General features: G+C 70.0%; 11 protein-coding genes. 1 reads left to right on the forward strand and 10 read right to left on the reverse strand.

The window, feature by feature from the left end:
• Positions 1–6 precede the first annotated feature (6 nt).
• The 8 genes from FEI13_RS15395 to osmF all read right to left on the reverse strand — a co-directional run bounded on the left by FEI13_RS15395 (position 7) and on the right by osmF (position 8,137).
• Positions 7–1,650: a dihydrolipoyllysine-residue acetyltransferase gene (locus tag FEI13_RS15395; protein WP_138182407.1), complete on the reverse strand. Its 1,644-nt coding sequence runs from the start codon at positions 1,648–1,650 to the stop codon at positions 7–9.
• A 28-nt stretch (positions 1,651–1,678) separates the two neighbouring features.
• A complete protein-coding gene (locus tag FEI13_RS15400; RefSeq protein ID WP_138182408.1) occupies positions 1,679–2,656 on the reverse strand; it encodes an alpha-ketoacid dehydrogenase subunit beta in 978 nt (325 codons plus the stop codon).
• Between the two features lies 1 nt (position 2,657).
• Complete coding sequence (locus tag FEI13_RS15405) at positions 2,658–3,869, reverse strand: thiamine pyrophosphate-dependent dehydrogenase E1 component subunit alpha (protein WP_138182409.1); 1,212 nt, start codon at positions 3,867–3,869, stop codon at positions 2,658–2,660.
• A 362-nt stretch (positions 3,870–4,231) separates the two neighbouring features.
• Positions 4,232–4,387 carry a hypothetical protein gene (locus tag FEI13_RS19110; RefSeq protein ID WP_158294556.1) on the reverse strand — a complete coding sequence of 52 codons (156 nt, stop codon included), beginning with the start codon at positions 4,385–4,387 and terminating at the stop codon, positions 4,232–4,234.
• Entirely contained in the window at positions 4,387–5,115 is a 729-nt protein-coding gene (locus FEI13_RS15410; protein WP_138182410.1) for an ABC transporter permease, read from the reverse strand. Before FEI13_RS15410 ends, FEI13_RS19110 begins: the two co-directional genes overlap by 1 nt.
• Positions 5,108–6,052 carry an ABC transporter ATP-binding protein gene (locus FEI13_RS15415; RefSeq protein WP_138182411.1) on the reverse strand — a complete coding sequence of 315 codons (945 nt, stop codon included), beginning with the start codon at positions 6,050–6,052 and terminating at the stop codon, positions 5,108–5,110. Before FEI13_RS15415 ends, FEI13_RS15410 begins: the two co-directional genes overlap by 8 nt.
• Positions 6,049–7,215, reverse strand: a complete 1,167-nt coding sequence (locus tag FEI13_RS15420) for an ABC transporter permease (protein ID WP_240036544.1) — start codon at positions 7,213–7,215, stop codon at positions 6,049–6,051. Before FEI13_RS15420 ends, FEI13_RS15415 begins: the two co-directional genes overlap by 4 nt.
• A 7-nt stretch (positions 7,216–7,222) precedes the next feature.
• The gene (osmF, locus tag FEI13_RS15425; protein ID WP_138182435.1) at positions 7,223–8,137 is read right to left on the reverse strand and encodes a glycine betaine ABC transporter substrate-binding protein OsmF; all 915 of its coding nucleotides are present in this window, start codon (positions 8,135–8,137) and stop codon (positions 7,223–7,225) included.
• A 91-nt stretch (positions 8,138–8,228) separates the two neighbouring features.
• Here osmF and FEI13_RS15430 point away from each other — a divergent pair, with 91 nt between their 5' ends.
• The gene (locus tag FEI13_RS15430; protein WP_138182412.1) at positions 8,229–9,209 is read left to right on the forward strand and encodes a DUF1853 family protein; all 981 of its coding nucleotides are present in this window, start codon (positions 8,229–8,231) and stop codon (positions 9,207–9,209) included.
• Between the two features lie 27 nt (positions 9,210–9,236).
• Here FEI13_RS15430 and FEI13_RS15435 read toward each other — a convergent pair whose 3' ends face one another.
• Entirely contained in the window at positions 9,237–10,466 is a 1,230-nt protein-coding gene (locus FEI13_RS15435) for a TIGR02679 family protein (protein WP_138182413.1), read from the reverse strand.
• Entirely contained in the window at positions 10,466–14,626 is a 4,161-nt protein-coding gene (locus FEI13_RS15440; RefSeq protein WP_138182414.1) for a TIGR02680 family protein, read from the reverse strand. Before FEI13_RS15440 ends, FEI13_RS15435 begins: the two co-directional genes overlap by 1 nt.
• Positions 14,627–14,637: the final 11 nt, after the last annotated feature.

The raw sequence follows: 14,637 nt of genomic DNA on the forward strand, positions 1-14,637 counted from the left end.
CATGGCTTATCCAAGGTGGAGGAGCATCGTCTCCGGCGCCTCCAGGTAGCCCTTCCAGGCGTTGCAGAAGCGGGCGATGGTGCCGCCGTCGATCAGCCGGTGATCGCCCGCCCAGGTGACGGTCATGATCGCCCGCTTGACGACATTGTCGTCGGCATCGAAGCGCGGCAGCCACTGGGTCTTGCCGATGGCCACGATGGCCACCTCCGGGGCGTTGATGATCGGTGCCGCGTAGGTGCCGCCCAGCGCGCCGATGTTGGAGATGCTGATGGTCCCCTCCTGCAGGTCCGCAGACGCCACCCGGCCCTCGCGGGCCTCATTAGTGAGGCGCTGGATCTCGCCGGCGATCTGAAGCAGGCTCAGGCGCTCCACGCCCTTGACGTTGGGCACCATCAGGCCGGCCTTGCCGTCCACGGCCATGCCGATGTTGCACGACGGCAGGTAGTGGATCTCGTCGCCCGCCTCGTTGAGCCGGCTGTTGAGGATCGGGAAATCGCGGATCGAAAGCGCCATCGCCTTCATGAAGAAGGGCATCAGCGTCAGGCGAGCGTCACGGGCCTGGGCCTCGGGCTTGAGGCGCTCGCGCAGCGCCAGCAGCTCGGTGACGTCGAGCTCCTCGCCGTACTGGAAGTGCGGGATCGTCGAGGCCGAGGCGACCATCTTGCGCGCCATGGCGGCACGAATGCCGCGCATCGGCTCCACGCGCACCTCGCCCTGGGCGCTGGCGCGGGCGGGCGCCCGGGGCTTCTCGGCGGATGACGCCTCGGCGCTGGCCGTCTCGCCGCGCGTCAGGAAGGCCTGGATGTCCTCCTTCAGCACCCGGCCCTGCTTGCCGGACCCCGGCACCTGCTCAAGCCGCAGCCCGTGCTCGCGCAGCAGGCGTCGCACGGCGGGGCTCGCCGGAATCCGCCCGTGGGGCCCCTGCCCACTCGTCTCGCGGGTCACGGCACCAGATGAGGCGTCCGTCGCGGCGGCCTGCGGGGCACGCGGGGTCGAGGCGGCGGGCTCGGACGCCGCCGGCTCGCCATCGGCCGGCTCCCCATCGGCCGGTTCATAGGCGAACAGCGGCGCGTGCACCTTGGCGATCTCGCCCTTGGGCACGTGAAGCTTCGCCACGCGCCCCGCCTCGGGGGCGGTGATCTCCATCATGGCCTTGTCGGTCATCACGTCGACGACCGGCTGGTCCTCCTCGATGGTATCCCCCTCGGCGATGCGCCACTCCACCACCTCGCACTCGACGATCCCCTCGCCGAGGTCCGGCAGGATAAAGTCCTTGGCAGCGGCGCTGGCGGGCGCGGCCGGACGTGCGCCCTCCTGCCGATCGGCGGGCGCAGCCTGGCTCTCCGGCTGATCGGTCTTCTGCTCAGGCGCCGATGTATCGACCGATGATGTCTCGGGGGACCCAGCCGACTCGCCCTCGGCCTCGTAGGCGAACAGCGGCGCATGCACCCTGGCGATCTCGCCCTTGGGCACGAAGAGCCGGGAGACCCGGCCCGCCTCGGGGGCGGTGATCTCGACCAGCGCCTTGTCGGTCATCACCTCGACCACCGGCTGATCCTCCTCGATGACGTCACCCTCCTGGATGCGCCACTCCACCACCTCGCACTCCACGATACCTTCGCCGATATCGGGCAGCTTGAAATCTGTCATCTTGTCTCTCCTGTCCTGGATCCGGTCGTCAGAAATTCACGCTGTCGCGGATGGCCTCGACGATCTTCAGATGATCCGGCAGATACTCCTTCTCCAGGGTCAGCGGGAAGGGGGTATCCAGGCCGGTCACCCGGGCGATGGGCGATTCCAGGTACAGGAAGCAGCGCTCCTGGATGGCCGCGGCGATCTCGCCGGCGAAGCCCCCGGTGCGCGGTGCCTCATGGGTGATCACCAGCCGGCCGGTCTTGAGCACCGACTCGGCCACGGTCTCCTGATCCCAGGGCAAGAGGCTTCTCAGATCGATCACCTCGCAGGAGATGCCGTCCTTCTCGGCCAGCTCCACGGCGCGCTCGATCACTTCCATCTGGGCGCCCCAGCCCACCAGGGTCACGTCGCTGCCCTCCTTGGTCACCTCGGCCTCGCCGATGGGCAGCTGGTAGTCCTCCTCCGGCACCTCGCCGACGGATGCCCGATAGAGGCGCTTGGGCTCGAAGAAGATCACCGGGTCCGGGTCGCGGATGGCGGCCAGCAGCAGCCCCTTGGCCTGGTAGGGATCGCGGGGCACCACGATCTTGAGGCCGGGGGTATGCGCGAAGTAGGCCTCCGGCGACTGGGAGTGGTAGAGCCCGCCGGAGATGCCGCCGCCGTAGGGGGCGCGGATGGTCAGGCCGCCGACGTTGAACAGGTCGCCCGAGCGATAGCGGAACTTGGCGGTCTCGTTGACGATCTGGTCGAAGGCCGGAAAGATGTAGTCGGCGAACTGGATCTCGGCGACCGGCACCGAGCCCTGGGCGGCCAGGCCGTTGGCGAAGCCGATGATGCCCTGCTCCACCAGCGGGGTATTGAAGCAGCGCGCGCGGCCATACTTCTCCTGCAGGTGGCTGGTGGCGCGGAAGACGCCGCCGAAGCTGCCCACGTCCTCGCCGAAGCAGAGCACCTTGTCGTCCTCGCCCATGGCGATGTCCAGGGCGTTGTTGATGGCCTGCAGCATGTTCATGGTCGGCATCTCACTTCTCTCCCTTGGCCGCGGTGTCGTCGGCTTGCACGTCCGGGTCCAGGGCACGCGCCCCCTTGGGGTAGGCCTCCGGATACTGACGGACATGGCGCTTGAGCGCGTCGAGCTGACGCTGCAGCTCCGGGGTGACGTCGGCGTAGACATCGGTCACCAGGCTGTCCAGGGGCGGCGGTGGACGCTTCTCGGCCCGCTTCATGGTCTCCAGCACCTCGCGACGCAGGCTCTCCTGGAGCGCCTTCTCCTCGTCGTCGCTCCACCAGCCCAGGTCGGCCAGCCAGCGCTGCATGCGCAGGATGGGATCCTTCTCCCGCCAGGCCTCCTCTTCCTTCTTCGAGCGGTAGCCGGAGGGGTCGTCCGAGGAGGAGTGGGCGGCCAGGCGATAGCTCATGGCCTCGATCAGCACCGGCTGGTTGTGCTCCACGGCGATGCGCCGCGCCTCCCGGGTGGCCGAGTAGACCGCCAGGATGTCGTTGCCGTCGACCCGGATCACGTGCATGCGGTAGCCGAAGGCCCGCGGTGCCACGCCGTCGGCGGCGAACTGCTCGATGGCGGGTGTGGAGATGGCATAGCCGTTGTTGCGACAGAAGAAGATCACCGGCACCTCGTGCACCGCGGCCATGTTCAGGGCGGCGTGGAAGTCGCCCTCGGAGGCGGCCCCCTCGCCGAAGAACACCGTGGTGCACAGGCCGTCGCCGGCGAGCTTCTGACCGTAGGCGTAGCCGGTGGCCTGGGGGATCTGGGTCGCCAGCGGCGACGAGATGGTCATGTAGTGCAGCTTGCGCGACCCATAGTGGATCGGCATCTGGCGACCCTTGCCGTAGTCCAGCTCGTTGCCGAACAGCTGGTTCATGAACTCGTCGAAGGTGAAGCCGCGATAGACCAGGGCGCCCTGCTCACGGTACTGGGCCATGATCATGTCGGCGTCGTCCAGCGCCGCCGTGGCGCCGATCACCGCGGCCTCCTCGCCGGTGCACTGCATGTAGAAGGAGAGGCGTCCCTGGCGCTGGGCGGCGAGCATCCGCTCGTCGAGCACCCGGGTGGCGACCATGGCGCGGTAGATGGCCAGCGCCTGCTCCTGGTCGAGTTCGGGCGCCTTCGCTCCCTCATGGAGGGTGCCGTCCTGCTTGAGCAGGCGGAAGGTCGGAATGCTGAACTCGTCACCGGCCAGGAAGGTCGGCTCGTGGATGTCCGGTGTTGTTGTCATCGTCATGATCCTGTGCCCCTTTTGGGGGCAGTGTTGTCTTTAATGTTCCGGTCCGCCAGGGGGTCGCCCCGGGGCCGGTCAACGCAACAATCTTGACGTTAACGTAAACTGGATGAATTGGGTAGTCCCCGCGCGAGCGAGGAAACGGACGAATGAGACGCAGGCGGGGGCGGTGCAGGGCTATCGCCGTTAGCTCGGCCTCGAAAGCGAAAGGCGCCGGGGACAGGTCGAAGAGGGGGTCCGGAGGCCAGGGGTGAGAAGCACTGCTTCGAACGGGCTGGCCATGGATGGCCAGCACCGGTCCTGCAAGCGGAGCAGGATGCGAGAGCGAAGCAGGGCGGAGGTAGCGTACAGGGAGGTATTCACAGCGCCCCCTCGAAGGCCTGTCGCCGGGAAAGCCTTGCGCGATGCTGCCAATGGCGATAGCCCTGGGGGGCGGTGCTGGAAAGCAGCGCGCGAAAGATGCGCTCGAGGCGAGCGAGGTGCGTGAAGGCTTGCCGGCGAGGCCGGGCAGACATCAGCGCCCGCCGGGCGACGGCAGGCGGCTGAACAGGCTGTCCACGCTGATGGCCAGCAGGCCGATCAGCAGCGCACCCTGGATCACATAAGCGGTGTTGCCATTGACGATCCCCGAGATGATCGGGTCACCCAGGTTGCTCGCCCCCACGGTGGCGCCGATCGCCGCCGTGGCGATGTTGATGGTCACCGAGGTGCGGATGCCGGCGAGGATCACCGGCGCGGCCAGGGGCAGCTCCACCTGGCGCAGGATCTGGCCGCTGCTCATGCCCATGCCGCGCGCCGCCTCGCGCACCGAGGCCTCGATGCCGAGGATGCCCGCCAGGGTGTTGCGCACGATGGGTAGCAGCCCATAGAGCAGCAGCGCCACGATGATCGGCAGGGTGCCGAAGCCGAGCACCGGGACGGCCAGCGCCAGCACCGCCACCGGCGGAAAGGTCTGCCCCATGGAAGCCAGCTGGCTGACCAGCGGCAGGAAGTCCCGGCCCCGCTCGCGGGTCACGGCGATGGCGGCGCCGACCCCGATCAGGATGGCCAGCACGGCCGCCACGCCCACCACCGAGAGGTGGCGGCCCAGCAGGGTCAGGAAGCCGGCCCGGTCATAGATCACCTGGCGGCTGTCGGGCTCGATGACGCGAAAGAGCCCCTCCAGCTGCCCCATGCCCAGGGTGGCGGCTAGCAGCAACGACAACCAGCACAGCGGCACGACCAGCCGGCGACACTCAGTCATCGCTGCGCACCCCCACCAGACGGCGCAGGGAGAGCTCGCCCACCGGCAGGTCGTCGTCATCCACCACGGTGAGCCGCTCGGCGTGCCGCCACAGCATCAGCGACAGCGCCTCGCGCAGGCTGGCTTGCTGGCCGATCCGCTCGCGCGCCAGCAGGCGCGGCCCCAGCGGCAGCATCCGCTGGCTGACCGGCAGCAGCGCCGCCTCCTTCAGGCCACGACCCTCGCCACCCAGCAGCGACTCGACGAAGGCATCCGCCGGCTCGCGCAGCAGCTCGAGCGGCCGGCCCTGCTGTTTGATGCGCCCTTGGTGCATCACCACCAGGTGATCCGCCAGGCGCAGCGCCTCGTCCATGTCGTGGGTGACGAAGACGATGGTCTTCTCGAGCCGCCCCTGCAGCTCGCGCAGCTCCTCCTGCAGGCCTTCTCGGGTCAGCGGGTCCAGGGCGCCGAAGGGCTCGTCCATCAGCAGGATATCGGGGTCCGCCGCCAGCGCCCGGGCGACGCCCACCCGCTGCGCCTGGCCGCCGGAGAGCTGATGGGGATACTTGTCGGCGAACTCCTCCAGGTCGAGCCCCAGCAGCGCCATCAGCTCCTCGACCCGCGCCTGGATCCGGGCGGCCGGCCACTTGAGCAGGCGCGGCACCAGGCCGATGTTGCGGGCCACCGTCCAGTGGGGAAAGAGCCCGGTGCTCTGGATCGCATAGCCCATGCGCCGGCGCAGACTCTCCTCGCGGAACTCGCGAATCTGCTGGCCGTCGATATGGATCTCGCCCTCGCTGTGCTCGATCAGGCGATTGATCATGCGCAGCGTGGTCGACTTGCCGCAGCCCGAGGTGCCGACCAGCACGCAGAGTTCACCCCGCGCCACGCTCAGCGAGATGTCGTCCACCGCGACGGCATCGCCGAAGTGCTTGGTGACATGGATCAGATCGATCATTCGGCCCCTCCCGGGCGTAGCGTCTCGGTCAGGGCCCCGAGCAGGGCGTCGGCGACCAGCGCCAGGACCAGGATGGGCAGCGCGCCCAGCAGCACCAGGTCCATGGCGGCCTGGCCGAGCCCCTGAAAGATGAAGGTGCCGAGGCCCCCGGCGCCGATCAGCGCGGCCACCGCGGTGAGCCCGATGGCCTGCACCGTGGTGATGCGCACGCCCTCGAGGATCACCGGCAGCGCCAGCGGCAGGCGCACCTGGCGAAACACCTGGCCGCGGCTCATGCCCATGCCCCGGGCGGCATCGATGACGCCGGGATCCACCGCCTCCAGCGCCACGAAGGTGTTGCGCACCATCGGCAGCAGGCTGTAGCCCACCAGCGCCAGCAGCGCCGGCGCCCAACCGATGCCGCTGACCCCCAGCGCCGCCAGCCAGTCGACGTGGGCCGAGAGCCAGGCGAGCGGGGCCAGCAGCAGGCCGAAGAGCGCGATGCTGGGAATGGTCTGCAGGAAGTTGAGCACGCCGAAGCCGATCCGCTGGGCGGCCTGCCAGCGGCGCATGGCCAGCGCCGCGGCCACTCCAAGCAGCAGGCTCGCCCCGACCGCCACGCCGACCAGCGCCAGGTGCTCGAGGATGGCGCCCAGGAACTGATCGCGCCGCCCCTGATATTCCTGCCACAGTGCCAGGGGCACGAGCCACTGGGTCAGACACCACCCGAGCACGGCCAGCGGCGCCGCCAGCAGCGACACGCCGGCCAGGCGCGACAGCGAAAGCCGGCTACGCAGCTCCACCAGCAGCATCAGCAGCAGAAACAGCAGCAGCCAGACGCCGGCGCCGATCCCCAAGCGCGCGCCTAGCGCGTCGGGGTCGACCAGGCGATGCGCCGCCAGGGAGAGCCACAGTGGCAGCGTGGCGAGCTGCACCACGGTGAGCCCCAGGGCGAGGCGCAGCGCCGTCGGCGTCGGCCGCCGGGCCAGGGCGCCCAGCGCCAGCAGCGGCAGCGCCGAGACCAGGGCGCCGCCCCAGCCGAGCGACGCCACCAGGCCATGGGCGGTACCGGGGACGATGCGGTTGGGCGCCACGCTCACCGTGTCGAGGGCCAGCCAGACCAGCAGGCCGATCAGCGACAGGCTCAGCAGCACGATATTGTGGCGGGGACGCTCGACGGGCAAGGTCGCCTCAGTCGCCCAGGGTAGCGAGGAACTCGGCGGCCACGGCGTCCGGGGCGCGCCCGTTCACCGCCACGTCGCCGTTCAGGCGCTGCAGGGTCTCCTTGTCCAGCGCCTGGAAGACCGGCTCGAGAAGCTCCGCGATCTCGGGGTACTGGTCGAGGACCGCCTCGCGGACCACCGGCGCCGGCTGATAGACCGGCTGCACGCCCAGGGTGTCGTCCATGACCACCAGGTCCAGGGCCTGCAGGCCGCCGTCGGTGCCATAGGTCATGGCCGCATTGACCCCGCTGGTCTGCTGAGCGGCGGCGCGCATGGTGGCCGCCGTGTTGCCGCCGGAGAGGATCAGCAGCTCCTCCTCGGAAAGCTCGAAGCCGTAGGCCGACTGGAAGGCCGGCAGCGCCTGGGGCGACTCCACGAACTCGGCGCTGGCCGCCAGCTTGAACGCGCCGCCGTCGTCGAGGTAGCTCGCCAGGTCCTCGAGGCTCGACAGGCCATGCTCGCGGGCCAGCTCGCCGCGCACGCTGATCGCCCAGGTGTTGTTGGCCTCGGCCGGCGTCAGCCAGACCAGGCCGTTCGCCTCGGCGTCATGCTCCCGCACGGTCTCATAGGCCTCTCCGGCGTCGTTCCACACCGGGCTGTCGGTCATGTCGAAGAAGAAGGCGCCATTGCCGGTGTATTCGGGATAGAGATCGATCTCGCCGGCCAGCAGCGCCTCGCGCACGATGCTGGTGCCGCCGAGCTGCAGGCGGTCCTCGACCTCGATGCCGCCCTGCTCCAGTCGCTGCAGGATCAGCTGGCCGAGCACCGAGCCTTCGGTATCGATCTTGGAGGAGATCACCACGGGATCCTGCGCCTGGGCCGTGGAGATGGCGATCAGCGATGCGGCCGCCAGGGAGACGCAGCGAGACAGGGGACGAATCATCATGTTCACCCGGTTCCTTATGAATGTATCCTGAGTATAAGGCCTGTACAGCTTCAATGTCAGACACGAACGTCAACGTCGGACCCTCGCCATGCCGCTCACCGCCTCGGCGCAACGCCTGCTCGATCACTGCCGCCATCCGCTGGTCCGCGACCTGGGGTGGATCGTGCTGGCGCCCTGCCTCATCGAGATGCCCGGGGCCTCGCGCCCGACCCGCGAGGAGCTGGGCCTCGCCGACGACCAGCGCATGGCCTCCTGGCTGGTGGAACACGAGCGCGCGCCGAGCCGGCTCGAGGCCCATCTCGCCCCCACCCTGCGCGGGCGGATGGGGCTCTATCATGAGCGGCTCTGGCAGTTCCTGCTCGACGAGGCGCCCGCCACGCGGCTGCTGGCCCACAACCTGCGCATTCACCAGGGCAAGCGCACCCTGGGCGAGCTGGACCTGCTCTACGCCCGCCGCGACGACCCTCGCCCGGTGCACCTGGAGGTAGCGATCAAGTTCTACCTGGGCCTCGTCGAGGGGCCCGGCACGCCGGACAGCCAGGCGCGCTGGATCGGCCCGGGCGGGGCCGACAGCCTGCTCGCCAAGCGCGACCATCTCTTCCATCACCAGCTGCGACTGGCGCGAACCCCGGAGGCGCGCGAAGCGCTTCGCCCGCTGCTATCGTCCGCGGATCCGACGGGATCGGGAACCGAACCGGCGACGCCCGCGCGCCTGGCGCTGCCGGGCGTGCTCTTCTATCCCTGGCACGCCCCCCTGCCGGCGCCGCGAGACGCCACGCCCGATCACCTGCGCGGCCGCTGGCTCTACGCGCAGGACTGGCCCCGGCTGCGGGCCGGGCTGCCGCGAGGCACCCGCGGCGCCTGGCTGCACAAGCCGCACTGGCTCGCCCTGCCCCGGTTCGATGAGCTGCAGCCCCTGGCGGTGCTGGAGAGACAGCTGGCGGCCCACTTCCAGGCCGCCGCTCGCCCCATCCAGATCGTGCTTCACCCTCCCGAAAGCGCCGCCAGGCGCCTCATCCTGGTCCCCGACGACTGGCCGAGTCAGATCCCGCTGCCGCCGCGACCATGAGTGCGCCGCCTCGAGATAGGGGCAGGATTAGCCGACGCGGAGATCGCCAAGCAGGATATCAATCAGTTGTTCCTCATGAACCGCCCTCCCCCGCGTCTCCAGGGCCGCCCGCAGCTCGGGATCCCAACGCGCCTCGAGCGGACGGCCCGCCAAGGGCTTCCCACCCAGGTTCGCGTATCCCAGTAGATCATCGGCCCCCATCCGCCAAGGCCGCATGACAAAGCGTGCCAGCAGGGCGTTGGCGATGCTGATCCCCGCCCAGTCGAAATCGCCGTGATAGTGGAGCACGGCGCCGGCGGCCTCCAGCTGCTCCAACAAGGTGAGCACGGCGGCGCCGGGCCGGCCCCAGGTGGCGATCAGCGGAGCGCCGTCGGCCCCCAGGCGCTCCGCGGCCTCGGCCAGCACGGCGGGATTCTCGCAGACGAAGACATCCCGGCTGGCAGCGTCCCACGCGGGGGGATGCCGGAGGAGTTGCCGCAGGGTCAGCCAGCTGGGCTCCGCCTGATGGCAATAGCGGGACAGGGCCTCATCCAGCACGCGCCCCGGGCGTACGGGTAGCCGCAAGGTGAGCACCGCGCTGGTGACATCCCCGCCCATCAGCACGCCGGCATGGGCCCAGATACTGCGTTCGTCGGGATCCACACGGGCAACCCCACCCCGCCAGTGGCGTGCCAGGGCTCGGCGCACCAGGGCGGCCACCGGCCTGCCGGCATCAAGGCCATGGGCATCGCCCAGGCACTCGGCCGCCAGGGCGCTCAGGCTCAGGCCCTGGACCGGCAGGCGTTCCAACACGTCGAGGGCCTGCTCGAGCAAGGTCACGCCGTAACGCTCGTTGCGCGCGGCCAACCGCTTAAGCAGCCCGCTGGCTTGCAGCGTCTCCAGCCAATCGACCAGCCCGAGGGGTTCTGCCCGCTCCCTGAAGCCGTCGATGAGCGCTGTCCAGGTCAGGCTCTCCGCCTCGCGCCGAGCGCGATCATCGACCAGGGGGCCATCGAGCGCCTCGAGGGCAGCGCGTAGGTCCTCGGCCACCCCGGCGCGGGATAACGCCCGAGACATCGCCTCCAGATCCACACTCAGCGACTTGCCCCGGCGGGGCGCCCGCCCTAACAGGCGCTCCACAGCGGCCCGTTCGGCCTCATTGACCCGATTCAGGGAAAGCTGCCCGCCGCCGTCTCGCAGACACTTGCGCGCCAGCTTCTGACGCAGCCGGACCAGCTCGGGGCCACCCAGTAATCGCTGCAGACGCTCGAGATCCATCAAAACAGGCTGTCCATGCCGCCATCCGCCGCCTCATCCACCGCCAGGGGAACGGCTTCTCGTGCCTGCGAGACCGGCACCTCGTCGCGCGAGCGGCGAGCCCCGTCCCATCGCCAGCGAGTGACGTGGACGGCGTCGACCCCTTCGCGACGAACCAGCTGGGCGATGGCCAGCCCCGGCACGTCGGCATAGCAGCCCCACTCCCGCTCCGAGGTCATGACGGCGTCGAGGTCGAACTGTGCCAGCAGGCCCATGCTCTTGGCCCGCGCGTCGTCGTCGATGCCGGCGAAGACCTCGTCGAGCATCACCAGGCGCGGCGCCTCGTGATGGGCGCTGCCGTAGTGGCTGGCCGCAGCGGCGAACAGCGGCAGGGTGATCACCAGGGCTCGCTCGCCCCCGGAAGCGGGACCGTAAGCGGGGCGCCACTGGCCGTTCTGATGACGCTCCACCACGAAGCGGTGCCAGAAGCGGTAGTCCAGCGCGCGCTCGAGAATCTCCTGCAGGGCACCGCCCTCGTCGCTGGCCCGCGCCTCTTCGATGCGCCGGCGCAGGAAGTCACCCACGACCTCGCGATCCTCCGGCGACCAGGCATCCAGCGCCTGGCGACGCAGCCGCTGACAGACATCGGCCAGCCCCGCCGGTGCCGTCATGCCACCGGCGCTCTGCCCTTCGGTGAGGGGCTGCCAGCGGATGCGCAGGCGCATGCCGGTACTCGTGGGCCGGCTCTCCAGCTCACGGTTCATCTCCCGCACGTGGTACTCGGTGTCACGGATGCGCTCCTGGATATGGCTGGCCACCTCGTCGATCAGGTAGTTCTCCAGCAGCTCTCGCTCCCGGGCATTGAGCAGCGCCTGCCGCTCGGCGATCTCCTCGTTGAGCTGGCGATGCAGGGCATCGGGGTCCTGGCGCCGGCCCTGGAAGACGATGCGCACCAGCAACAGGTCGTCGCGGGCCTCGGCGACGCAGTCATGACCGCCGCGGGAGAGCACGTCGGTGAGCAGCTTGATGTGCTCGTGCAACCGCCCCTGATGGGCGTGCCAGCTCTCGTCGTCGGCGTTGACGCCCGCGGTCGCCTGCACGGCGGCGCGCGCCAGTCGTACGGCGGGATCCGCCGCCCAGGAGATCGGGGGCTGCTCTGCCGCGAGGGTCGTCTCCGGCGCGGCGACGCGCAGCAGTCCCTCCTCCACCAAGGCCCGGAAGGCGGCAATCTTCTCGGCGCGGCGCTCATCCAGCTCGCCCAGGTGTTGCTCGCCGTGGTTCACCTTCTCGGCCAACTGTGCGACCTCACCGATGAGGGCCTCGTAACGTTGCGCCTGCTCACGTTGTTCCAGCGCCAGCGCCTCGCTCTGCTCCTGGATGGCCGCCAGCTGACGCTCCAGCTCCTGCACCTCGGCGCCCATGGTCTCGCGCAGGGTATCGCGACGCACCTCGGCCTCGCGGGCCTGTTCGGTGGCCTCGGCGTGCTCCCACTCGGCCTGCTGAAGGGTCTCCCGGGCCGTCTGCCGCTCGTCCTGCTGCTCGTCATGGCGACGTCGCGCCTGCTGCCAGGTGACAACGGCCTGCACCAGCTCGCTGACGGCGAGCCGATAGTCGTTGAGCGAGGCCTGAAGGCGGCCCAGGGACTCGCGCTCGGCGGGCAGGCGCAGATCCTCGGCGGCCTGGTAGAGCTCGCCGCGCAGGGCCTCGAGCGCCTCGCGGGCCTCCTCCAGCGCCTCGCGGGCCTGCTCCAAACGCTCGGCCTGGGTATCCCGGGCACGTCGCGCCGCCGCCTCGTTGGCATGGGCATCACGCAGCGCCTGGGCGCTGGGGCGCCGCTGCCACTCCTGGTCGGCGCCCTGGAGGCGCGCCTCGAGGCGCTCGAGCCGTGCCGCCATCTCGGCGTCCTGAGCGGCCAGGGCCTCCAGCGTCTGGTGGATCTCCATCAGCCGGCGCTGCCGGGCGGCCTCACGCGCCGCATGGCCGATATAGACCGCCGCCGGCTTGCCCCAGCGACCAGTCAGCGGCCCCAGCCGCCAGTCTCCGGCGGGGCTAACCCAGGCGATAGCCTCCGCCTCACCCAGGCCGATACCGGCCAGCAACCGCTCGATCACCTCAACGGTGACCGGGGCGTGCTTGGGAGGATCGGCCCTGAGGGCCGCGCTCAGGCTGGCCTCTCTAGAAAGGACCGCGCCACCGGCATCGGGCAACAGCAAAGTGTCCCAGGTATCGGAGCGCAACAGTTCGCCTTCCGGCAGCACCCAGGCGTCCAGCAAGCCTGAAGCTTCCAGGGCCGCCTCCAGCCCGGCGCGCTGGCTCTCGTCCAGGGAGAGTTCGAAGTCCACCAGCTGCCAGAGCGGGGCACCGGGACGCCCAGTGCGCGCGCCCTCACCGCGGGTGTAGGGCACGGGCGGTACGCGCTCATCCCCGGCCTCCAGGCGGCTGCGCTCCGCTTCCAGGTCGGCACGCTCGGCGTCGAGCTCCCGTCGCCGTTGCGCCAGCGCATGGCGCTGCTGGCCCAGGCCCTCGCGCAAGGCGTCTCGAGCCGTCGAGAGCCCCGCTTCGGCGGGATCGTCGCCGCCCAGGTGATGGCACCACTGTGCCAGCTCGGCGAGCAGCGCCTCGGGATCCTCGAGCGTCAGCTCACGCAGACTCGCCAAGCACTCACGCCAGGTCGCCTGCAGTCCTTCGACGGCTTCGGCGCGCGCCGTCATCGCCTCCTGCCACTCCTCCTCACGACTGGCCAGGGTCTCCTCCTCGCGGCGCGCCTCATGCTCGACCCGATGATAGGCACGCTCTTCACGCTCCACCTCATCGAGGCGGCGGTTGAGGTGGCTTACGCCCTCCTCGCGGCGACGATGCACAGAGCCCAGCGCCTGATGAAGGGTGTCGATCTCTGCGGCGTCGGGAGGCACCTGGTCGGCACTGTCCGCTGCCGGCAGCAGCGCCGTCACCTGGCGGCGATGGTCGGCCCCCACGCCGGCCGCATCGGCCAGTTCGGCGCTCGCCTCGCGCCGCTGTGCCAGCGCCGAGGTTGAAGCAGCGAGGACCGTCTCGGCCTCGGCACAGCGGCTCTCGGCGCGATGGAGGCCTTCTCGCTCACGGGCGAGCTGTTTGTCCTGGCGATCGGCCTGGGTACGGCGTTGACGCGCCAGTTCGTCGGCGTTGCGCAGCGCCTCTGCCGAGCGCATGGCGTCGCTGGCCTCCAGGGTGCGCTGGCGAGCCGCCAGATCCCGCTGCTGCCCCGCCAGCGTCTCCCGCGACTCGCTCAGCGCATCGCGCGTCTCCAGGGCCTGCTCATGGGCCTGACGATCGCGGCCCAGCTGCAGACGCAGGCGCTCATACTCGGCGTTGGCGCCGGTCAGGGCCTCGGCCCGGCGGCGTACGGCGATACCGGAATAGTGGCGATAGTGCCCGAGGAAGGCCTCCACCGCGCGGGCGGTCTCTTCCAGCCCCTGAATCTCCTCGCGATAGACGTCCAGGCTGCGATAGGCCTCCGCCACCTCGCCGATCAGCCCCCGCCCCAGCGGCGGCAAGGCGTCGCTGAGCGCCTGGGAGAGGCGATTGGGATCGGGTTTCTTGGCCAGCTGCGGCTGGCGCAGCTGAAGCAGCAGGTCGAGCAGGGCGCCGTAGCGCTGCTCCCCCAGGCGGAAGAGCCGCTCGTCGATGGCGCGACGGTAGTCCGCGGCGCGATCGAACAGCTGCCCTCGCTCTCCCAGCGCCTGGCCAAGCCTCTCGCGACTCACGCTACGCCCCCCCTCGATCAGGAAGAGATCACGCCCGACGCGCTGAGCCGTGGTGAAGAACCAGGAGCGCACCGGGCGCCCCGCGACCGCCTTGAGGCCACACCCCACCGTGAAGGTCTCGGGCCCCTCCTCTCCCTGACGCCCGAACTCCAGCCAGGTGTAGCCCAGCCGCTCCTGGTACTCGCCTACCAGCAGGTTCCACTCCATGCGCTTGGCGCTATCCCCATCGGGCTCCACCCGGGAGGGAAGCAGCTGGCCATCGAGCAGAAACGGCAGGGTCATCGCCATCACCTTGGACTTGCCGGTGCCGTTGTTGCCGCGCAGCAGCAGCCGGCCGTCGTGGAAGTGAAAGGTCTCCTCGTCGTAGTAGAAGATCTCCACCAGGCCGCAGCGCAACGGCTGCCAGCGCTGGCTGCGCGGTTCGGGAAGCTCACTCATGGGGCGGGACA

This window comes from Halomonas urmiana (genome assembly GCF_005780185.1).
GTDB classification, from domain to species: Bacteria; Pseudomonadota; Gammaproteobacteria; order Pseudomonadales; family Halomonadaceae; genus Halomonas; species Halomonas urmiana.